The organism is Fundidesulfovibrio butyratiphilus, assembly GCF_054657235.1.
Genome location: NZ_BAAHXA010000001.1, coordinates 2,294,664 through 2,315,949 on the forward strand (window position 1 = coordinate 2,294,664; position 21,286 = coordinate 2,315,949).

Genomic DNA, 21,286 nt, shown 5'->3' on the forward strand with positions numbered 1-21,286 from the left:
AAGAGCGTATGGGCGCACGCATTCGGGTGGATTTGACTTCTGGGCAGTCCGTGACGCTCAAGATGTGGGCAGGTTCAAGGAAAAGCGAGCAGCGCATGGCGCTTCGGGCCAGGGTGATTCTTCTCGCCGCAAGCGGCTTGAGCCTCAAAGAGATTGCAAGCGAAACCGGGCTGAGCTTCAGAATTTGTCACAAGTGGTGCAAACGGTTCCTGGAGCTGAGACTGGAGGGACTCCAGGACAAGCCTGGGCGTGGGCGGGCGCTTTCCATCTCGCCCGAAGAGCGAGTCGCCTTGGTGGCTCTGGCTTGCACGACTCCGCCCGATGGGAGCAGTCGTTGGAGCGTGCGCAAACTGGCCGAGGCCACCGGTCACAGCAAATCCGCCATCCAGAGAATCCTGGCCGTGGGGGCCATCAAACCTCACAAAACCAAGTATTGGTGCGGCAAAAGTCCGGATCCGGAGTTTCAAGAAAAACAGGCGGCCATCCTGGGTCTGTACCTGAATCCACCTGAAAAGGCCTTGGTGCTCTGCGTGGACGAAAAGTCGCAAATTCAGGCGCTTGACCGAACCCAGCCGCTCTTACCCATGCGGCCCGGCAACCCGAAACGCCTGACGGCCACCCACAAACGCAACGGAACGACATGCCTCCTGGCCGCCCTCGCCATGCACTCCGGGACAATCGAAGGCCGTTGCGTCGAGAGCTCGAACCATGAGGAATTCTTGAAATTCCTGAAGACTCTGTGCGGCCGCTATCTCCCTCCGAACACCTCTTACAACTCTAATTGGTTGCCCAGCTCCACCACCCGCCCGGGGGGGATATGGAAGAACGATGTGGCGTTCCATGCATTCCGTGACATAAACGCGAAAATGACTTTGCGCCATTGGGAAATCTTTGATGTTCCTGTTGCAAGAATCGTTTCTCGACCGAGGAAAAACGAGGTGGAGTAGATATCCAACTGCAAGCCAGCCTGGCTTGCGAGCTCGAAAATTTCCGGCACGCTTGGCGTCTCCATGAATCCATAGTGGGCGACTATGCGGTAGAAGCCCTGACCAAGGTCCTTGATATCAAGCCTGTTCTGCGGATCGACCTTTGGGGTTTCCGCACTGACCACGGAAAGCAAAATGATCCGTCCGTGCAGGGTGTCATTGTGTGTGAAATAATGCAACAGCGTGTGCGGAACGCCCGTCGGTGAGATCGACATGAAGACGGCGGTCCCTTCAGTGCGTTGCGGCTTGTATTCCTCCAGGTCATGCAGAAAGATATCCATGGGAAGGCGCATGATGGCATAATGCCTGGCCATGAGTTCTCGCCCGTCGCGCCATGTGATCATCACCGTCAGCACGACCAACGCCATGCTCAGCGTGAACCAGCCCCCGTCCACGATCTTGAGCAAGTTCGCACCTAAAAACGAAATATCGAAAAAAAGAAAAATCACCAGAAGCGACGAGGCCTTCCACAAGGGCCAACGCCAATTCAAACGCGCCACCTCGAAATAGAGGCCCGAGGTGATGGCCATGGTGGCCGTCACCGCGATACCGTAGGCAGCCGCCAGACGACTGGACTCCTGAAAGGCCAGCACAAGTCCGATGCAGGCGACCATGAGCATCCAGTTTACCGAGGGCATGTAGATCTGCCCGTAAGCGCGCGCGGAAGTATGCACGATGCGCATGCGCGGCATGAACCCGAGTTGGATGGCCTGCTGGGTGAGCGAGTATACCCCGGCGATAAGCGCCTGGGAGGCGATGATCGTGGCCACCGTGGCCAAGCCCACCATGGGGTAGAGAAAAAATTCGGGAACCAGGCCGTAAAAGGGATTCGCGGACTTTGAAGGCTCCGAGAGGATAAGCGCGCCCTGGCCAAAATAGTTCAGCAAGAGGCCCGGCAGCACCACCGCGTACCAGGAGAGCCGGATGGGTTTTCTTCCGAAATGGCCCATGTCCGCGTACAGCGCTTCCCCACCGGTGATGCACAGGACCACCGAGGCAAGCGCTACAATGCCATGCAGATGGTTGAGCTTGAAGAACTCGATCGCGTACAGGGGGTTGATCGCCGTCAGCACCACGGGGCGGTCCAGTATTTCCATGAAACCGAGTCCGCCGATCACCACGAACCAGAGGATCATCACCGGGCCGAACACCCTTCCAATGACCGCAGTACCTTGCTTCTGGAGAGCAAACAGCCCCACAAGCACCAAGCAGGTGATGGGAACCACGAAGTGACGCGCCGCCTCTGTGGCCACCTCCAGCCCCTCCACGGCCGAGAGGACCGAGATGGCCGGAGTGATGACCCCGTCTCCATACAGCAGTGACGCCCCGAACGCGGCCATAAGGATCATGAAGGGCCAGCTTTTTCTTTTGGTGGCGGGCCCGGATCGCAACATGGCCAGAAGCGCGAAGATGCCCCCCTCGCCCTTGTTATCCGCACGCAGGATAAACATCACATACTTGAAGCTCACCACCATGGTGAGCGACCAAAAAACCATGGAGAGCACGCCCAGCACGTTGGCCTGGGAAGGAGCCACGGCATGCATGCCATGGAAGCATTCCTTGAGCGTGTAGAGGGGGCTTGTGCCGATGTCTCCGTAGACAACTCCAAGCGCCGCGAGTGCGAGGGAGGCGGTCCGAGGGCTGGACGATTGAACGTGAACGTCGCCAGACTCGTTGAGCCTGGGAAGGCATGACGAAACCATGGAAAGACCTCCGGTCAAAGGATGTGGGATGCCCCCATCCATACGGAGGTCTCCCTTCGACGCTTACGAGGTTAGCTGACGGGCTCGGGCCGAAAGGTGCCCTACGCGAATGCGATACGCCCCAAAGTGTGGGTCCCCCGCTTCCGCTCTTCGCGGAACTCAGCGATGTTTCGAAAAATTACGCTTGCGACCGGCAGGTGTCAACAAGAGGTGCTGCGTCCGTGGAGGCGGTCCGCTGGGCGGCGCTCAAGGGGGAGGGGCTGACGGCGAACTCCCAGAAGACCAAGAGCAGTCCGTCGCATCCAGGACACAAAATCTATCCGTGTTTACTGCGTTGTCTTGCGATCAAACGGCCGGATCCGATGTGGTGCGCCGATATCGCCTCTGTCCGCATCGGCGGGCGGTCGGGGAGTGCGTCTCCCTGCGGGAATTCGAAATCGGCGGCCAGGCCCGCCAGGCGCTTGGAGCCTGGTTCCGCTTCTTCAATGGGCAGCGATCGCATACGGCTTTTGACGGTCGCCGCCCCATGGACGTATACCGGGAGGGCCACTCGGCCTCCAAGGCGTCAGACGCACCCACAGGACGAGAGCTTTGCCAGGCCGCCAACCTGTCCAAGCAAATAGGCCCAGTTCGGGAAGCCTTTGGGGCCGAGGTCCAAGCTCCTGCCAGGCTAGCAGCCCGTTGAAACAGGCGATTGTTGCAGCCTGTTCAAAATACTTACTGGCAAGGCGCGCAAAAACGTCAAGCCCGAAGCGGAGTTGGCATCCGTTGTGGGTTTGCTTGTTTTTCGCAGCAACGCAGCCAGCAAGGATTTATCAACAGGCTGCTCGCGAAACCGCTCGATCATACACGCATTGAGTCCGGCGGGAGCGTGTTGCATTTTTGTTGGAAAACCATATACTTCTTTCCATCGTGAAAAGCAAAAATCTAGGTTAACCGCCAGGAGAGGCACTGTATGAGTCTTCATCTTCAAACGCTTGGAACTGCACTCGCTAAACTTGACAGAAAAACTGTAAACAAAATCAACGCTTCTATCTCTGTTTTGGTTTTTGGGACAGGGCTGATTTTGTTTTTCAAGTTTCATGCAGGGGCTGGATCCGGCAGAAACGCATTGCTCGGGCTGGGGAAATGTTTTTGGCTGACCATCCACCAGATGGCCGCCCTGGCGTTTCTTGTCGGCTTTGGGATTCATGTCTTCAACAATAGACGATATATAGTGTCGATTATTGGGCGCTGGCCATCCAACCTGCCAGAGAAGATTAAAAAAAGAAGCCTTGAGCAGGCATTGCTCTTTGTCGTTGGGGCATGCGTGATATTTGCCGGGTTCTATCCGTGGATCACGATGCCTGGAGCGCCGTTGAGGAGCAGGAGTTACCATGCCTGGATCGACATACATAATTGGCTGGGGATCGCGTTCCTGATCGGCTCGGTCATTCATGTGGCGAGACGGTGGCGCCGGCTCTTGCAATAGAATACGGAAGCCGACACTATTGACGGTAGACCGCAGAGTACGGACGTGCGCCGCCTCCGTCTTCTCGGACACATGAGAAACATGACCTTCAGGAGGCCCTGCTTTCGCCCATCCCCCTTCTATCGGCGACGTTTGCCAGGGGCAGAAGGTCATGAAAGCGTCCTTTCAGCGACTGTCCCAGGGCTTCCAGGTCAGCAGGAGGCTCGACATACCCGTGATAGAGCGCATCCGAGACGGCGAAGGGCCGTTGGAGGCCGTAGGATTTCGCAATATAACAAGTGATGTCGATCAGGACGCCGTCAGCCAGTCCGTCGACGCGCGCGTCGCTGGAAATGACAGGGGAATTTGAGCTGTCAGGCATGGGCTGCTCCGGGACAGGGAAGGACGCCCCTCGTGAAAGGGATAGCAGCCCGCCCAAAAAGTCGATTCGTGCAGCCTGTTTAAAAAACGTGCTGGCAAGGCGCGCAAAAAAGTCAAGCCCGAAGCGGAGTTGGCATCCGTTGAGGGATTGCGTTTTCCGCAGCAACGCAGCCAGCAAAGATTTTTCAACAGACTGATAGCCACGTCACCATATCAGCAACCACATGGACAAGCTCCGCCACGAACGGCGCCATATACATTCAAGCGTTGCAACGCGCCCTTCCGCACATACCCGGAGGTAACAATGGGACTCTCTATCAAGGACATCCTGCACAACAACGCCCGCCAGATTCTGCTTCTGGAAACCGATCCGGGCCTGGGCTGCACCGAGCCTGCAGCCATCGGCCTGTGCGCAGCCGTGGCCGCCGCCCTACTCAAGCCGGGCGAGATCGACTCCGTCACGGTAGAGACCGATCCCAACATCTACAAGAACGCCATGGGCGTGATCATCCCCCACTCAGGGTTTTCTGCCGGGGTGGCCCTGGCCGCGGCCATGGGAGCGGTGGCCGGCGATCCCGCGAAAAAACTGGAGGTCTTCTCCGGGGTGGAGCCAAGGGGCCTTGAAAAGGCCCGAGAGCTTCTGCACCAGGGCAAAGCCACGGCAACCATCGCCACGGGCGCCACGGGCCTGTACGTGAAGGCCACCGTGGTGTCAGGCGGCCGCACGGCCACGGCAGTGGTATCCGGCTGCCATGACACGATCACGTACCGCAGCGTGGACGGTCAGGAACTGCCTTGCGACGCGGCCTCCGAAAGAAAGACAGGTGACCAGCTTCTGCCCGAGCTTCAGGAGTGGCTGCTGGGCATGACCATCACCGAGCTCACGTACCTGCTGGACGAAATGGACGCCTCGGACATCCGCTATGTTCGCGAGGGAATCGACCTGAACCTGGCCTTGGTGGAGTACGGCTTGTCACGCGGGCCGGGCATTGCCGTGGGCCGCACGCAACTGAGCCTCATGCGCCGCGGGCTTCTCAAGGAGGATATGGCCTTGTGGGCCTCCATCCGCACGGCGGCGGGGATCGACTCGCGCATGGGAGGCGTGCCGCTGCCGGCCATGACCCTGGCTGGGTCGGGCAATCAATGCATCGCGGCAGGCGTCCCGGTGGTGTCCGTGGCCCGCTACGCCACCCTGGAGGACGAAAGCCTGACCATGAAGGCGGTGATGCTCTCCTATTTGGTCACCTGCTGCATCAAGGCTGGGGTGGGCAGGCTCTCCTGTTTGTGTGGGAGCGGCGTGGCCGCCGGTGCAGGCGTGGCTGCGGCCACGGCTTACTTGCTGGGAGGCTCGGCCGAGGCCGTGGGCGGGGCTGTGAAAAACCACATAGCCTGTTTCACCCCGGTCTGCTGCGACGGGGCCAAGACCAGCTGCGCTCTGAAGGTGGCCGAGTTGGCAGGTTCCGCCGTAAAGAACGGGCTGCTGGCCATCAGCGGTTGCGTGGTGCGCGCCACCGACGGGATCGTGGACCAAAGTCCCGAGCAGACCATGCGCAACCTGGGCAAGGTGGTTCGTGAAGGCCTGACCGGCCTGGACCCGGCGGTCCTGGACGTGATGCTCAACAAGAAGTACGCGGCGCAGACTCTTCTGTAATTTGTAGCGTTCCCGGGTTTCTTGGACAATTTTTCCCCAAATTCATGCGGCCTTTTCGACCGCTGCCATGAGCTTCTGCCGGTACTGCTCGGGCGTCCTGTAGCCATGCCGTCCGACCCGCCAGCGGGTGTTGTAGGTTTCCTTGAAGGCTAGAAGGCCTTGGCGCAGGTTTTCGACGGTCTGAAAGCCTCGCACCCAGAGCAGATTCTCCTTGAGGATGCGCACGAAACGCTCGGCGATGCCATTGCCCTGGGGCTCGCGCACGGAGGACGGCGAGTCCTTGATCCCCAGGAAGGCGATCTCCCGCTGAAAGTCCTCCGAGAGGAATTGGCTGCCGTGGTCATGGCGCAGGGTCAGCCCGGCCGCCACATTCTTTCCGAATGCTCCGAAGTTTCGGCGCACGCCCTGCTGGATCGGCTCCAGGGCTTCCAGCCGGGTCCCCCGCTTGGCGGCATGAATGCTGACCAACTCCAGCGAGCAATGATCGATGGCGAAAAATATCGAGGCATTGCCTTCCGCAAGGGCCATGGTTGTGGTCATGTCCGTGCCCCACATTTCGTCCACGCGCCCGGTTCTGATCGTGCCGGTATGGGCCTTGGGTCGCCGATCTTGGACTGGAGCCGGGCAACCTCGACGCTTTCCTTGGCGGGACGAGGTTTCAATCCGCTTTCACCGCTTTCAAGGAACGTATCGCGCCACTCTCTGAGTTCCGTCGCCCTGACGCCAAGCTCGCGGCTGACGAGTTCAAGGTCCAGTGGGAACGCCAGACGCGCGAGCTCATGGGCAAGCTCAAGCCCCGGTTCAAACCGGCCAAGATCATCGGCGCTCCCAAGGTGATGGAGGAGGTCTTCGCCCTGATCACCAAGGTGGCCAAAACCAACACCACCGTGCTGTTGCTCGGCGAAAGCGGAGTCGGCAAGGAGATGATCGCCGACGCGATCCACGGCGAAGGCGTCGCGCCGGGTGGACCGATGGTCAAATTCAACTGCGCCGCGCTCCCCGAGAGCATTCTGGAAAGCGAACTCTTCGGCCACGAGAAGGGCTCGTTCACCGGAGCGAGCCAGGCCCGCAAGGGACGCTTCGAAGAGGCCAACGGGGGCACCATTTTTCTCGACGAGGTGAGGAATTACCCGAAGGCCCCTGGGACTGCGCATCAAGAAATACGCCATTCCCTACAAGTCGTTTCGCGGTCCGAAATGACGGGCAGGGGACAACCCCGCCCCTGAAATTGAGCTGGTCGCGGACTGGGAATTGCATGCAATTTGCAATTGTCGAGTTGGAGGAATTTTTTACCCCAACGCGTCCACCCGAGACGACGGCAGACTGAGGACTCAACGCCATCCCTTTGTGCGACCACGCACATCGCACCGGAAGGATACAAGGGATCTGGTTGTTTAAAGAACCAACAAGAGATACAGAGACTTAAAATTTCCAGGGGGAGTTGTGCTCGGCCCATACGAGATCGAAATCGAAGGTCGCACGTTTTTCGGCAATGTCGCCCTGCGGGAATTTCACATTATTGACGATCCCGCGAATACTTGCATCGTGGATGTCGAGCGCCCCGCAGCCCATCCCCTCACGCCCCGGCTGGCTGCCGCGATCCGTCGGCTGGCGCTTGACCCTGGCGTTCTGATTCCCGAACCCCTCATGGCTCAGTTGCGCGGCCTGGGTCTCGTCGCCGGCGAAGACGAGGACCAGCCTGCGGCTCCCAAGCCCGCCGACGAAGCGCAGTCCCCCTCCCGAAAGCCCGAATTTCCGGTGGTGTCCATTTCTCTTTTCCTCGCCCAGGAATGCAATATGCGTTGCGTCTATTGCTATGGCCAGGCCGGCGAATACGCGGACAGGGGGATGATGGACGAATCCACCGCGTTCAAGGCGGTGGAGTGGCTCGTGGCGAATTCCGGGAGCGCCTTAAAGCTGCACATCACTTTTTTCGGAGGAGAACCGCTTCTGAATTTTCCCCTCCTGCGCAAGGTCGTCGCCTATGCAAAGCAGAAGGCGGCGGACAAGGGCAAGGAGATCACCTTCGGCCTGACCACCAACGGGTCGCTCCTCACCGACGAAGTCATCGCCTTCCTCAAGGAGGAAAAAATCAATCCCCTGATCAGTTTCGATGGCCCGCCGGACTACCAGAACCGCCAGCGCCCATTCAAGGACGGCTCCGGTTCCTACGACCGTGTCAGGGCCAATGTTCAAAAGCTGCGGGGAATTTATCCCTCTGTGATGGCCAGGGCGACGCTCCTGGATGACGCCGACCCCTTCGCTGTCAAGGAAGGCGTGCTGCAAGCCGGGTTTACCTCATTTAAAATGTACCCTGCCTCGCCGGTCCTTCTGTCTGCTTGCCCTGCCGAACCTGCCGCCGAGGGGGCGGGCAAGGCCCGGCAAGAACGGATGGTGACATTTCGCCGCCGGGAGGCCGAGGAACTGCTCGTCGCCATCCGGGAGCGCCGCATGGCCGAGTACGGCTTCGGCATAGCCTTGCAGAGTCTGGCCGCTCTCGTCTTTGGACGAAAGCGGTATTACTGCTGCACGGTCGGCAAGACGTGTCTGGCAATCTCCGTGAATGGGGACATCTATCCATGTCACCGCTTTACGGGTCTGCCGGATATGCGCCTGGGAAACATCGTGGACTACGTGGCCGGTGAAATAAACGACTACCATCGGGCGGTCGTGAACACCCTTCCGGCGTGCCGGAGCTGCTACGCCCGCAACGATTGCGGAGGCGGCTGCTTCTACCACAACAAGTCCACAACCGGGGATATTCACAGACCTGAGGAGCTGTATTGTCAGGAAAGAAAGGCGGATTTCGAGGCCGTCGTCAAGCTGTACTGCCAGCTGGACGATGCCGACAAGGAATACGTCAAGGCCTTCTTCAAAGAGTGCAAGACCGAAAGCCTGGGGCCGGGAGCACTGACGGAGTCCGAGAGCGTTCCCTCTTGCGCATTGAAGGAACAGCACCTGTAACCGTGTCGAAAACCGAAGGAGCGAGTCATGTCCAAAGAAGAACAGAGCAAGAAGATGGGACAGATCGTCAAGAAGGCTTGGGAAGATGAATCATTCAAGCAGCGCTTGCTCGCCGACGCCACATCCGTTTTCAAAGAGCATGGGCTGGCAGTTCCAGGGGGGCTTGAGGTAAAGGTCGTGGAGAATACTGAAAAAGTATATTATTTTGTCATACCGCAGAAACGCAATGCAGACGAGTTGGATGAGAATTTTTTGGATAGCGTTTCTGGTGGCGGAGGACTGTCCAGCCAGTCAGGACATATAAATAACTGCCCAAGAGACGCTTGCGACTGTGGTATGTCGGAATGCTTGGAGTATTCAGCCTGAGGGGCCTCCGGGTGAGCTAATCCCTTGGAGCCTCTTGGAAAAACCTTGCTGGCTGCGGTGCAGAAAAGCCAAACTCTCATATAGGTCAACTCCACTGCGGGCTTGACTTTTTCTCGCGCCTTGCCAGCACGTTTTTTTGATCAGGTTGCAAGAATCGACTTTTTCAACGGGCGGTTAGGAGATAGGATATTTTGCGGTGTGGAGTACACCCGCGTATGGGGGGGGGCGCTGCCTTCCGGGAATTTGGCCCTTTAGAATGCCCGAGGGAAGCTGTCCGACGGATCAGGGCGGCGCCTTGCGGCATCCCGGACGTGGGCTTGCGCGGGGAAGAAAAGCGCGGCCGAAAAGGCTCGCCGTTTCGGCATGCAGCGGCCCAACAGACGAGACGCTTCCGGGGTGGTGATGCCGCCGCACCACAGGGAGCGTTCAACACGAGGAGCATGGTGTGCCGTCCGGACTCTTCAGGGCCAAGGCCCTCGCGCGCATTTCCTCGCCGGAGCAGCTGGACCAGCTTTTGCGGCTCTCCTCTCCAGTCGGACGCCTGGCGCTTCTGGCCGGCGTCGGCCTTTTCGCCGCGCTTTTGGTCTGGGGATTCTTCGGCTCGCTCTCGACCAAAGTGCAAGGGCGGGGCATCCTGTTGCGCAACGCCGGCATGTTCACGGTCACAGCCCAAAGCGAGGGCAAGGTCACCAATCTCTCTTTCGAAAGAGGCGCAACCGTCGATCTGGGGCAGAACCTGGCGGTGATCTCCCAGCCCGTGCTCCAGGACAAGGTGGCGGCCGCCCGCTCCGCTCTGGACGGGCTGGAGCAGAAATACCGGCTGACCAAGCAGTTTGGCGGCGAGGACACCCGGCTCACCCTGGAAACCCTGGAAAAGAACAAGAAAAATCTGGATCTGAACGTCGTCAACCTGCGCGCCGAGGTCGACAAGTATGCCCACATCGTCAAGGACGTGACCCCGTTCGTGGCCCAGGGGCTCATCTCGAAGATGAAGTTGTTCGAGTACCAGCGCGACCTGGCCAACGCCCAGGAGCGCCTGGCCCAGCAGGAATACCAACGCAACGGCATCGCATCCCGGATCCTTGAACAAAAAAATCGGGTCCAGCAGCAACTCCTGGACCTGGAAAACCAGATCGCCGCCGCCAAGGACGGGCTTCTCACCGCCATGTCCAGCCTGAACACGAACGCCGTGGTCGTCAGCCCCTATAGCGGCCGCGTGGTCGAGGCGGGGGTCAGCGTGGGTTCCCTGGTCAGCTCCGGCTCGCCCATCGCCACCCTGGAGCTCTTGGGGGCCGAGGCCGCCACTCTGGAGGCGGTTCTCTACTTCACTCCGGAACAGGGGCAGCGCATCAAGGAGGGCATGGTCGTCCAGGTTTTCCCGGACACGGCCCGGCAGGAGCGTTTCGGCGGCATGCTGGCCCTGGTGACCAAGGTCATCGTCTTTCCCGCCACCAAGGCCGAGATGAGCCGGGTGCTTCAAAACTCGGAACTCGTTGGGCAACTCGCGGACAAAGGGGTCAAGATCGAGGTCCACTGCGTACTCGTGCCGGACGGCTCCACCGTCAGCGGCTACAAGTGGTCCTCATCCGCCGGACCGGATTTCGCCATCGATCCAGGCACCATGTGCGCCGCCTCGGTCATCGTCAAACGGCAACGGCCCATCTCCCTGGTCGTCCCCCTGTTCAACGAATACGTCCTGGGCCGCGGAGTCCGGCATCCGGTTGGACAGCAGTGACCCCAAGCGCCCCCTGGAGCGAAACGCGGGTCAAGACCCCCACCATCCTCCAGATGGAAGCTACGGAGTGCGGCTGCGCCTCCCTGGCCATGGTTATGGCCCACCACGGCCGCTACGTGCCTCTGGAGGCGCTGCGACACGAGACGGGCGTCTCCCGCGACGGGAGCAAGGCCAGCAATCTGCTCAAGGCGGCCCGGCACTATGGCTTCGAGGCCGCCGGGTACCGCGCGGAGACCGAGGACCTGAACCAATACCCCCTGCCCATGATCCTGCATTGGGGGTTCGACCATTTCGTGGTCCTCGAAGGGATCAAGAACAAAACGGCCTATCTGAACGATCCGGCCACCGGGCCGAGACGGCTGCCTCTTGCCGAGTTCGACACCTGGTTCACCGGCATCGTGCTGACCGTCGTACCCGGCCCGGGTTTTCAGCCCGGAGGCGAAAAGCCCGACCTCTTCGCCAACCTGGGGCGGCGTCTCGCCTCTTCCGGCAGGCCCCTGGCCTGTATCCTCCTGGCCGGGACTCTGCTCGCCCTCACCGGAATTCTCGGCCCTGCCTTCAACATCGTCTTTCTTGACCACGTTATCGGCCGCAACATGGCGGAGTGGATGCCCCCGCTGCTTTGGGCCATGGGCCTGACGGCGGCGGCCTCGGGAGTGCTGCGCTTCATCCAGGCGGGCGAGCTGTTGCGCCTGCACCTGGGGATGGCCCTGGCGGGCTCCGGCAGGTTTTTCTGGCACGTCCTGCGCCTGCCCGTGGATTTTTTCAGCCAGCGGTTTGCAGGCGACATCGGCAGCCGGGTCCGCATCAACGACAGCGTGGCCGGCCTCCTCACCGGCCCGTTGGCCAACGCTACGGTCGGCGTCATGAACATGGTCCTCTTCGCCCTGGTCATGCTCTGCTACAATGTGTGGCTCACCGCCATCGGCCTGATCCTGGCCGCCGCCAACCTCGCGGCCTTGCGCCTGGTTTCCGCCCGGCGCACCGACGCCAACAGGCGGCTCAAGCAGGAAAACGGCAAGCTCATCGGCGTGACCATGAACGGCCTCCAGATCATCGAGACCCTCAAGGCCACAGGCACGGAGTCAGACTACTTCGCCAAGTGGGCCGGTTACCAGGCCAAGGTCGTCAACGCCGGGCAGGAGCTGAACTACGCATCCCAAATGCTGTCGGTGGTCCCGGTCATCCTGACCGGCATCAACCAGATGGCGCTATTGTGCCTGGGCGGCCTGTTCATCATCAAAGGGAACATGACCATCGGCATGTTGACCGCCTTTCAGGGGCTCATGGGCAACTTCATGGAGCCGGTGAACCAACTGGTCGGCCTGGGCGGACAGTTCCAGACCGTGCGGGCCGATCTGGAACGGCTGGAAGACGTGATCGACAACCCCATCGATCCCGCCTTGGAAGCCGCCGACACGCAAGGCGACCTGCCTGACGAGTGCCCGGCCAAACTTTCAGGACGCTTCGAAATGCGCAACGTGACCTTTGGCTACAGCCCGCTCGATCCGCCGCTCATCGAGGACTTCAACCTGATCCTCGAGCCAGGGGCCAGGGTGGCCCTGGTCGGGGCCAGCGGTTCGGGAAAATCCACCATCGCCAAGCTCGGCGCGGGTCTCTACGCCCCCTGGTCCGGGGAGATCCTCTACGACGGCAAGCCCCTGCGCGACATTCCCAAGCGGGTCATAACCAATTCCGTGTCCAGCGTGGACCAGAGCGTTTTCCTTTTCGCAGGCACGGTCCGGGAAAACATGACCATGTGGGACACCACCCTCGCCGACACGGACATGTTGGCGGCCGCCAGGGACGCCTGCATCCATGACGATGTGGCCGCCAGGCCCGGGGGCTATCAGAGCCGGGTGGAGGAAAACGGCGCCAACTTCAGCGGAGGGCAGCGCCAGCGCCTGGAGATCGCCCGGGCACTGGCCGTCAACCCGTCGCTGCTGTTTCTGGACGAGGCCACGAGCGCCCTGGACTCGATAACCGAAAGGCGGGTGGGGGATTCCATCCGCCGGCGGGGATGCGCCTGCGTCGTCAGCGCCCACCGGCTTTCCGCCATCCGGGACTGCGACGCGATCATCCTGCTCGACCGGGGCAAAGTGCTCCAACGGGGCACTCATGAGGAACTTTCCAACGTGGATGGCCCCTACAGGGAACTCATCCGCAATCAGTGACCGGCATGCGAAAAACCGCCAACGACACCTCCGCTGCGGACCGCGGCTTGCCCGGCAACCGGCTCGATCTCGACGATGGGCGGGCCTGCTACCGGGTGACCGGGGGCGATCTGGACGTCTTTCTGGTTCAGGCCGGAAACGGGGCCGGGGCAAGGCATTTCCTGTTCACGGCGACCACCGGAGACATCCTGTGCGGCGTCCCCTCCGAGGCGACCGGAACCTGGCGTTTCCTGGCCATGGGACCCCCGGAGACCCGGGTCGTTCTGCTCGGCAATCCTTCTGAGCAAGCCGCCAGGGCCGCTTCCGGACCGGCCGTGGACAACTGGCTGGCCAACCTGACCGCGGCCCTGATCGGCCAGCCAATCCTGGCCGCCAAGACCGGGCCGCTCCTGTCCGGCGCCACCGTGGACGCATCGGCCGGCGCACGGCTCGTTGCCGACACAGGAGTCGTCTGGGCAAGCCTGGAGGCGGGCAAGGCCAACTTTCTGGACGAAGGACCTGGTTTCGGCCCGATCGAGGCGGATAGTCCGGTCCCGGTATCCGGGCGCGCCTGGATCAGCGTGGTCGAGGATGCGAGGATCAGCGCCACCGACAGCGCCGGACTCGCCGCCAGGGGAATGCTCGACGGGGCCCTGCTCGCTTTTCATCGCCGTCTGGTCGCGGCCCTGGCGGCCGAGATCGCGGCCAAGCAAGAGTGCGAGCGGAAACGGCTGGAGGAGCGGAGCCGCCGCGACCATGCGGCCATCTCCCAAGCCCTGTCCAAGGTGGTTTCGGTCCTGCGGCCCGACAAGCGAAACCTTCTGCTGGCCGCCGACACGCAGGATCCTTTGCTCGCCGCCTGCAGGCTCGTGGCCAAGGCCGCGCATGTCGACCTGGACGCGAATGCCGTCATCGAGCCGGGAGCGAACGCCCTGGAGCGGGTGAACGCCTTTGCCGTGGCCTCGGGCTTCCGGGTCCGCCGGACCACCCTGGACAAGGATTGGTACGAAAGCGACTGCGGCCCGCTCCTGGTCTTTTATGCCGCGACCGGCGCTCCGGCGGCGGCCCTGCCGCGCAAGGCCGGGCGCTACGACCTCTACGATCCGACCAGCAAATGCGTGGTCGGCATCGACAAAGGCGTGGCCGACGGTCTCTCCCCCGAGGCGTGCATGTTCTATGCCCCCTTCCCGGACCGCCCCCTAAGCGGCCGGGACCTGCTGGCGTTCGCCCTGCGCGGACAGCGCGGGGACCTCCTGATGATCCTGGCCATGGGCGCACTCGCGGCCCTGCTCGGGCTGCTCACCCCGATCATGACCGAGGCCGTGATCAGCACCGCCATCCCTGACGCCGCAACCGGCATGTTGACTCAGATCGGCGCCTTGCTGCTGGTATGCACCCTGGCTTCGGGCGTGTTCTCGATCACCAAGGGCATCGCCATCCTGCGCGTGGAAGGGAAGCTGGACGCTCACGTCCAGTCAGCCGTCATCGACCGGCTGCTCAGCCTGCCGGCCGCGTTTTTCAAGGCGTATACGGCGGGGGATCTGGCCTCCCGCTGCCTGGGGATAAACGCCATCCACACCATCTTGTCCGGATTGGTCATCAACGCGTTGTTGACCGTGGTGTTCTCGCTTTTCAACCTGGCCCTGCTCTTCTATTACGATTGGCAACTCGCCGTGTTGGCCAACGCCTTCGTGGCGGCCAACATGGTTCTGGTCGGGCTGGTCAGCATCATCGTTCTGAAAAAACAGCGCGTCCTCATGGATTTGCAGGGTCGCAAGCAGGGCATGGAGTTGGAGTATCTGACCGGCATCTGCAAGCTGCGCCTGACAGGTTCGGAGTCGCGGGCTTTCGGCGCATGGGCCGACGTGTACGCCAAGGCTTCGACCTTGAGCTACCAGTGCGGCAGGTCCTTCAATCTGGTCAGCGCGGTCAACGCGGCGTTCCCAACCCTGGCCTCGATGGCCTTGTTCTTCTGGTTCTTCCAATCCCGGCTGGATCTGCTCGGTCTGGGAGGATTTCTGGCCTTTTCCGCCGCCTTCGCCGCCTTCCAGGTTGCCATGATCCAGTTCACTTCCCTTCTTTCCAAGTCCCTGGCGGTAGTCCCCCTGTACGAACGGGCCAAGCCGATACTGAGCGCCTTTCCCGAGGCGAACGCTTCAATACCCAAGCCGGGGAAACTGCGGGGCGAAATCGAGATCAACCATGTGGTGTTCCGCTACCAACCCGAGGGTCGTCCAGTCCTGAACGACCTGTCCATCCACATCGCTCCTGGCGAATTCGTGGCTCTGGCAGGGGACTCAGGGGCCGGAAAATCCACAGTGCTGCGCCTGTTGCTCGGATTTGAGACGCCGCAGTCCGGAACGGTCTACTACGACGGCCAGGACCTTCGCGAACTTGACGTGCGGGCCCTGCGCCAACGGATCGGGGTGGTGCTTCAAGACGACAAACCCATGGCCGGCAGCCTGTTCGACAACATCGTGGGCTCTGCCAACCTGGGCATCGAGGAGGTCTGGGAAGCGGCCAGGATGGTCGGGCTGGAAGAGGACATCAAGGCCATGCCCATGGGCATGCAGACGGTGGTTCCACCGGGCGGGGCCAGCTTCTCGGGCGGGCAGATCCAACGTCTGCTTATCGCCCGGGCCCTTGTCAGGCGGCCGGGGATCCTGCTGTTCGACGAAGCCACCAGCGCTCTGGACAATGTTACCCAGGCCGTGGTTTCTCGAAGCATCGCGTCCCTCAAGGTCACGCGCCTGGTCATCGCCCACCGTCTCTCCACGGTCATGGGTGCGGACACAATTTACGTCTTGCGCCATGGCCAGGTGGCCGAGGTGGGCACGTACGGGGAACTCATGGCGAAGAAAGGATATTTTTATGAATTGGCCAAGCGTCAGATCGCTTAGCGCGGCCCTGCTTTTCTGTGCTTTCCTCGCCGCGGCGACGAGTTGCCAGGATAGCGACCGTACGAGCGCCGGCCCGGACTCCAGGCGCGTCGATTCCGGCAAGGAGGTGGTGGTGGCGGCCATGGGCGATTGGGAGGGAACCAACCGGCCGGGCTGGAGGGGGCTTGAGCTGGCGGCCGGAGAAATCAATCAATCAGGCGGCATTGGAGGCAAACCCATCCGCTTGTGGCGAAACGACGTGGCCGACGATCCCCACCAGGGCATACAGCAGGCCCAGGTCATCGCCAACAATCCGAAAACGGCCATGACCATCCTCGCATCCAGACGGAAAGTGGCTGTACCGGCGGCCACGGTGCTCGCCTACTACGGGGTGCTGACCATGCTCACCAGGGTGACCGCGCCTATGGACGCAATCAATCTGCCTCTTTTGTTCCGCATGAGCCCCACCGACGCGGACGAGATGAACTACCTCGCCAGGTTTTGCGTTCATGTGGGGATCAAGCGTGCCGCACTATTTGTCTTCAATAGCGATTTCGCCAGAATTCGCGCCAACACGTTTGAAATCGAGGCCAAAACCAAGGGAATAGAACTCGCGCCCCGCGTGGAATGTGACATGCTCACTCGCGAAGAGGAATTTACGCGGGAATTGGCTGCTCTCAAGAAAAATCACCCCTTCGACGCCATCTTTTTCTGCGGGCCGCCAGACTTGGCAGAGAAGCTCATGAAGGCGGCGGCGGACTTGAAGATGGAACAGCCCTTCCTGGGCGGGTCCCAGTGGGACACCCCCGGACTGGCCAGGGTTGCCGCTTCGGCCAAGATCTCGGCATATCTTGTCACCCAGTTTTCTCCCGAACGTAAAGACAACGCGGCCCAACGGTTTGTTGCCGCCTATCGTCAGGCATACGGCGAGCCCCCGGACGATCAGGCGGCAATCGCCTACAGTTCTTTGCGCCTTTACGCCCAGGCGGCGAACCGTGCCGGTTCCGTGAATCCGGGCAGGGTGGCATTCGATTTGACGAACACGGAGCGTTGGGACGGCCCATTCGGTGAAATGCGGTTCAATAAGAGCGGCGAGCTCAAGGCCACCGCCCTGTATATCAACCACTTTGAGCATGGGGTTGCCCAGACGATCGACTTTGAGCGGAAGAACGGCGGCTCCTGAAACTGGTTTTGTGGACGGCTGACTACGGCTGTCAGGCGGAGGCTGGCAAGAAATGTAAGTTGGAATAGTAGATACGGGTTTGGGGACCAGGCCGGTGGTGCGGTCTGGTCCGCTTTTTTTTTCTGTGGTATGCGAGTTCGCCAGGACGATGGGTATAAGATTGCCGGAATGGACAAGGGGAAGGCTGCCTGGAAACGAAAGGATTCGTTGAGTTTTCAGCTATGGCTCTTTGGACAGATATGGGTCACCAAGTCACGTTTTGGGTCGCGTTTTTATCTGTCCGACAACGTGATATGTTATGCAATACTTATGGTGCGATTTCTCGGCTGAAAGTCCTGCGGCTCACGGATTTCACCAACGAAAGGAAGAGAAAGCGATGGAAGATGCAACTTGCATTGAGACAACAACTTCTTCTCGGTCCGGCCCGACGATCCGTGAAGACGCGCAACCGAACGTGACGCGTCTGGAACCTCTCCGGCAATCCAACCCCGCCTCCCACAGCCTGATCAAACTGCCTGAAGGGTTGAGTGAACGCTACACTCTGATCGATGAACTTCCGGCCAAGGGCGGCGAGGCGGATCTGGTCTTGGCCAGGGGCCACGCCGGCGAGCAGGTCGTGATCAAACTGTATCGTTCCAGCATAAAGCCCAAGGCCGAAGTGCTTGAGTGTCTTCACCAGGCAGACACTCGTCATGTGGTTCGGCAGTTGGAATATGGAGAGTTGGGGGGGCGCTGGTACGAAATCATGGAATACGCCGCCTCGGGGTCTCTGCGCGACCTTTTGGAAAAAGAGGGGCGGAGTCTGGATACCGATCTTGTTCGTACAATTCTTGGCGACCTGACTGCGGCGCTGAGCTACCTGCACGGCTTGACCCCCCGGGTGGTGCATCGGGACTTGAAACCGGAGAACATCCTGATTCGCAGTCGCGATCCTCTGGACATGGTGCTCACCGACTTCGGTATCTCCTCCCTGCTGGAACAATCCGTGCGGTTTACCTCCACCAACCGCAGCATTCGCTACGCCGCGCCCGAAGCCATGGCCGGTTCGGTGTCCTCCGCCACGGACTGGTGGTCCTTGGGCATCATGCTGGTCGAGATGTTGTCCGGTCGCCATCCGTTCGCCGACCTGGCTGAAGGGGTGGTGCGCAACGCCCTGTATGAGCGCCGTCCCATCGACCTTTTGGGGGTGGCGGAGGCCGATTGGCAGATGCTGTGCAAGGGGCTGCTCTGCTTCGACGCCAAAAAACGCTGGGGAGCGGCCGAAATCGGTCGCTGGCTGGCCGGCGACCGAACCCTGGAGCTTCCCCGGGAACAGGACCCCAAGCAACAATCCCAAGGCCCCAGGGCTTTGCGCCCCTACCGCATAGCCGGTGAGGATTGCTGGACCCTCGACGAATTTCTCAAGGCTCTGGCCCGCAACTGGGACGAGGCCCTCAAACGCGTGGCCCGACGCACGGACATGGAACGCTGGCTGCTCAACGATCTGCAGGATCAAGACGCCTACAATACGTTTTTGGATATCGTGGACGTTCAGGACGCCGATCCGTTGACCCAGCTGAAGTCCCTGCTCTTGGCCCTGATGCCGGAATCGCTTCCGGAGGGGCTGGACCCGGCGCAAGTCGAGACGGAAACCCTGCAAATATGCCTGCAGGCCGCGGCTGGCTTGGCCCAATCCCAACGCCTGCTGGGCGGGATGTTGCTCGCAGGGGAAGTTCTGACTGCTGACGTGGACCAGGCCGAGACATGGTTGGCCAGGGCCGCATCCCAAGGCGACTCCGAGGCTCAGGAAGCTTGCCGGAATTTTGTCCAGTTCCGGGAAACCCTGCCCAAAGCTGAGGCCGGCGATATCGAGAGTTGTTACTCGGTTGGGAAAATGTACGCCAATGGCGCAGGTGTTGTGAAAGACTTTGTTCAGGCAGCGGAATGGTATCGCAAAGCGGCGGAGCAAGGGCATGCCACGGCCCAAAATAATTTGGGTCTGGCCTATGAGTATGGTCGCGGTGTGCCCCTGGACTATGCCCAGGCTGCGCAGTGGTATCAAAAGGCGGCGGAACAGGGGCATGCCACGGCCCAAAATAATCTGGGCCTGGCCTACGACTGTGGCCGCGGTGTTACTCAGGACCCTGCCCAGGCCGCGCAGTGGTATCAAAAGGCTGCGGAGCAGGGCAATGCCTGGGCTCAGAACAACCTGGGCTGGGACTATGAGCATGGTTGCGGCGTGACGCAGGACTATGCCCAGGCCGTGGAGTGGTATCAAAAGGCCGCGGAGCAGGGGCACGCCAACGCGCAGTGCAATCTGGGCCTGGCCTACGACTATGGGCGCGGCGTGCCGCAGGACCCTGCCCAGGCCGCGCAGTGGTATCAAAAGGCTGCGGAGCAGGGGAATGCGGTCGCCCAGACCAACCTGGGCGTGGCCTATGAATCTGGTCTCGGTGTGCCGCAGGACCCTGTCCAGGCCGCGCAGTGGTATCAAAAGGCCGCGGAGCAGGGGCAGGCCAGCGCTCAGCGCAATCTGGGCCTGGCCTTTGCCAATGGGCGTGGCGTGCCGCAGGACCCTGCCCAGGCTGCGCAGTGGTATCAAAAGGCCGCGGAGCAGGGGCTTGCCGCCGCCCAGTACAACCTGGGTTGGGTCTACGCGAATGGGCGCGGTGTTGCGCAGGACCCTGCCCAGGCTGCGCAGTGGTATCGCAAGGCGGCGGAGCAAGGGGATGCTGAAGCCCAGAATCGTCTGGGCCAGGCCTATGCCAATGGTCGCGGCGTGGTGCAGGACTCTGCCCAGGCCGTGGAGTGGTATCGCAAGGCGGCGGAGCAAGGGGATGCTGAAGCCCAGAATCGTCTGGGCCAGGCCTATGCCAATGGTCGCGGCGTGGTGCAGGACTCTGCCCAGGCCGTGGAGTGGTATCGCAAGGCGGCGGAGCAGGGGGATGCGTGGGCTCAGAACCGCCTGGGCCAAGCCTATGCCAATGGTCGCGGCGTGGCGCAGGACTCTGCCCAGGCTGCGGAGTGGTTTCGCAAGGCCGCGGAGCAGGGGCACGCCACCGCTCAGTTCAACCTGGGCGTGTCCTATGCCAATGGTTACGGCGTGGCGCAAAACTCTGCCCAGGCTGCGGAGTGGTATCGCAAGGCGGCGGAGCAGGGCAATGTCGACGCTCAGTTCAACCTGGGCCTGACCTATGCCAATGGTGACGGTGTGGTGCAAGACTCTGCCCAGGCTGCGGAGTGGTATCGCAAGGCCGCGGAGCAGGGGGACGCCAACGCTCAGTTCAACCTGGGCATGGCCTATGCCAATGGTGACGGTGTGGTGCAGGACTCTGCCCAGGCCGCGCAGTGGTTCAGCAAAGCTGCGGAGCAGGGTAACAAGTGGGCCCAGACCAACCTGGGCGTGGCCTATAACAATGGTCGCGGTGTGGTGCAGGACTCTGCCCAGGCTGTGGAGTGGTATCGCAAGGCCGCGGAGCAAGGGTATGCTCCGGCTCAGAACAGTCTTGGCGTGGCCTATGCCCATGGTGCCGGTGTGGATCAGGACTCTGCCCAGGCCGTGGAGTGGTTCCGCAAGGCGGCGGAACAGGGGCATGCGTTGGCCCAGACCAACCTGGGCGTGGCCTATGCCGATGGTCGCGGTGTGGTGCAGGACTCTGCCCAGGCCGCGCAGTGGTATAGTAAGGCGGCGGAGCAGGGGCATGTTGACGCCCAGAGATGGTTGGGGACGCTGTACGCCAAGGGCAAGGGCGTTGAAAAGAGCAAAAAGCAGGCCAGATACTGGTACGAGAAGGCCATGGAACAGGGCGACGAGGAATCGAAAACCTTGATCAAAGCGGTAAAAGGCTGGTTTTAA

Annotated in this window: 12 protein-coding genes, 2 pseudogenes and 1 riboswitch; of the genes and pseudogenes, 11 read left to right on the plus strand and 3 right to left on the minus strand. The window is 61.2% G+C overall.

Translation table 11 applies throughout. The features are described from left to right. Positions 1-95: 95 nt before the first annotated feature. Positions 96-740 (plus strand): annotated as a pseudogene (locus ACYQ01_RS10465) (IS630 family transposase); the annotation flags it as partial. A 29-nt stretch (positions 741-769) separates the two neighbouring features. On the opposite strand, the gene ACYQ01_RS10470 reads toward ACYQ01_RS10465, so the two are convergent. Continuing rightward, on the minus strand, positions 770-2,689 hold the full coding sequence (locus ACYQ01_RS10470) for a potassium transporter Kup (RefSeq protein WP_459933786.1): 1,920 nt from the start codon (positions 2,687-2,689) through the stop codon (positions 770-772). Between the two features lie 45 nt (positions 2,690-2,734). Beyond that, positions 2,735-2,864: riboswitch (cyclic di-AMP (ydaO/yuaA leader) on the minus strand. A gap of 780 nt (positions 2,865-3,644) precedes the next feature. Here ACYQ01_RS10470 and ACYQ01_RS10475 point away from each other — a divergent pair. After that, positions 3,645-4,160, plus strand: coding sequence for a DUF4405 domain-containing protein (locus ACYQ01_RS10475; protein WP_459933787.1), 516 nt, complete (start codon positions 3,645-3,647; stop codon positions 4,158-4,160). Positions 4,161-4,248: 88 nt separating this feature from the next. Here ACYQ01_RS10475 and ACYQ01_RS10480 read toward each other — a convergent pair whose 3' ends face one another. After that, on the minus strand, positions 4,249-4,521 hold the full coding sequence (locus ACYQ01_RS10480) for a hypothetical protein (protein WP_459933788.1): 273 nt from the start codon (positions 4,519-4,521) through the stop codon (positions 4,249-4,251). A gap of 303 nt (positions 4,522-4,824) precedes the next feature. Between ACYQ01_RS10480 and ACYQ01_RS10485 the strand changes: the two genes are divergently transcribed. Continuing rightward, on the plus strand, positions 4,825-6,171 hold the full coding sequence (locus ACYQ01_RS10485; RefSeq protein WP_459933789.1) for an L-serine ammonia-lyase, iron-sulfur-dependent, subunit alpha: 1,347 nt from the start codon (positions 4,825-4,827) through the stop codon (positions 6,169-6,171). A 42-nt stretch (positions 6,172-6,213) separates the two neighbouring features. On the opposite strand, the pseudogene ACYQ01_RS10490 reads toward ACYQ01_RS10485, so the two are convergent. Further along, positions 6,214-6,777 (minus strand): annotated as a pseudogene (locus tag ACYQ01_RS10490) (transposase); the annotation flags it as partial. 173 nt (positions 6,778-6,950) lie between these two features. Here ACYQ01_RS10490 and ACYQ01_RS10495 point away from each other — a divergent pair. The 8 genes from ACYQ01_RS10495 to ACYQ01_RS10530 all read left to right on the plus strand — a co-directional run bounded on the left by ACYQ01_RS10495 (position 6,951) and on the right by ACYQ01_RS10530 (position 21,286). Beyond that, positions 6,951-7,397 carry a sigma 54-interacting transcriptional regulator gene (locus ACYQ01_RS10495; protein WP_459933790.1) on the plus strand — a complete coding sequence of 149 codons (447 nt, stop codon included), beginning with the start codon at positions 6,951-6,953 and terminating at the stop codon, positions 7,395-7,397. Positions 7,398-7,614: 217 nt separating this feature from the next. After that, the gene (locus ACYQ01_RS10500; RefSeq protein ID WP_459933791.1) at positions 7,615-9,135 is read left to right on the plus strand and encodes a radical SAM protein; all 1,521 of its coding nucleotides are present in this window, start codon (positions 7,615-7,617) and stop codon (positions 9,133-9,135) included. Positions 9,136-9,162: 27 nt separating this feature from the next. After that, positions 9,163-9,501, plus strand: a complete 339-nt coding sequence (locus tag ACYQ01_RS10505; RefSeq protein ID WP_459933792.1) for an NHLP leader peptide family RiPP precursor — start codon at positions 9,163-9,165, stop codon at positions 9,499-9,501. Positions 9,502-9,946: 445 nt separating this feature from the next. Further along, entirely contained in the window at positions 9,947-11,236 is a 1,290-nt protein-coding gene (locus tag ACYQ01_RS10510) for an NHLP bacteriocin system secretion protein (RefSeq protein ID WP_459933793.1), read from the plus strand. Continuing rightward, positions 11,233-13,410: an NHLP family bacteriocin export ABC transporter peptidase/permease/ATPase subunit gene (locus tag ACYQ01_RS10515; protein ID WP_459933794.1), complete on the plus strand. Its 2,178-nt coding sequence runs from the start codon at positions 11,233-11,235 to the stop codon at positions 13,408-13,410. Before ACYQ01_RS10510 ends, ACYQ01_RS10515 begins: the two co-directional genes overlap by 4 nt. Positions 13,411-13,415: 5 nt before the next feature. Further along, a complete protein-coding gene (locus ACYQ01_RS10520; RefSeq protein ID WP_459933795.1) occupies positions 13,416-16,289 on the plus strand; it encodes an NHLP bacteriocin export ABC transporter permease/ATPase subunit in 2,874 nt (957 codons plus the stop codon). Between the two features lie 121 nt (positions 16,290-16,410). Continuing rightward, complete coding sequence (locus ACYQ01_RS10525; RefSeq protein WP_459933913.1) at positions 16,411-17,451, plus strand: ABC transporter substrate-binding protein; 1,041 nt, start codon at positions 16,411-16,413, stop codon at positions 17,449-17,451. Between the two features lie 523 nt (positions 17,452-17,974). Continuing rightward, a complete protein-coding gene (locus ACYQ01_RS10530; protein WP_459933796.1) occupies positions 17,975-21,286 on the plus strand; it encodes an SEL1-like repeat-containing protein kinase family protein in 3,312 nt (1,103 codons plus the stop codon).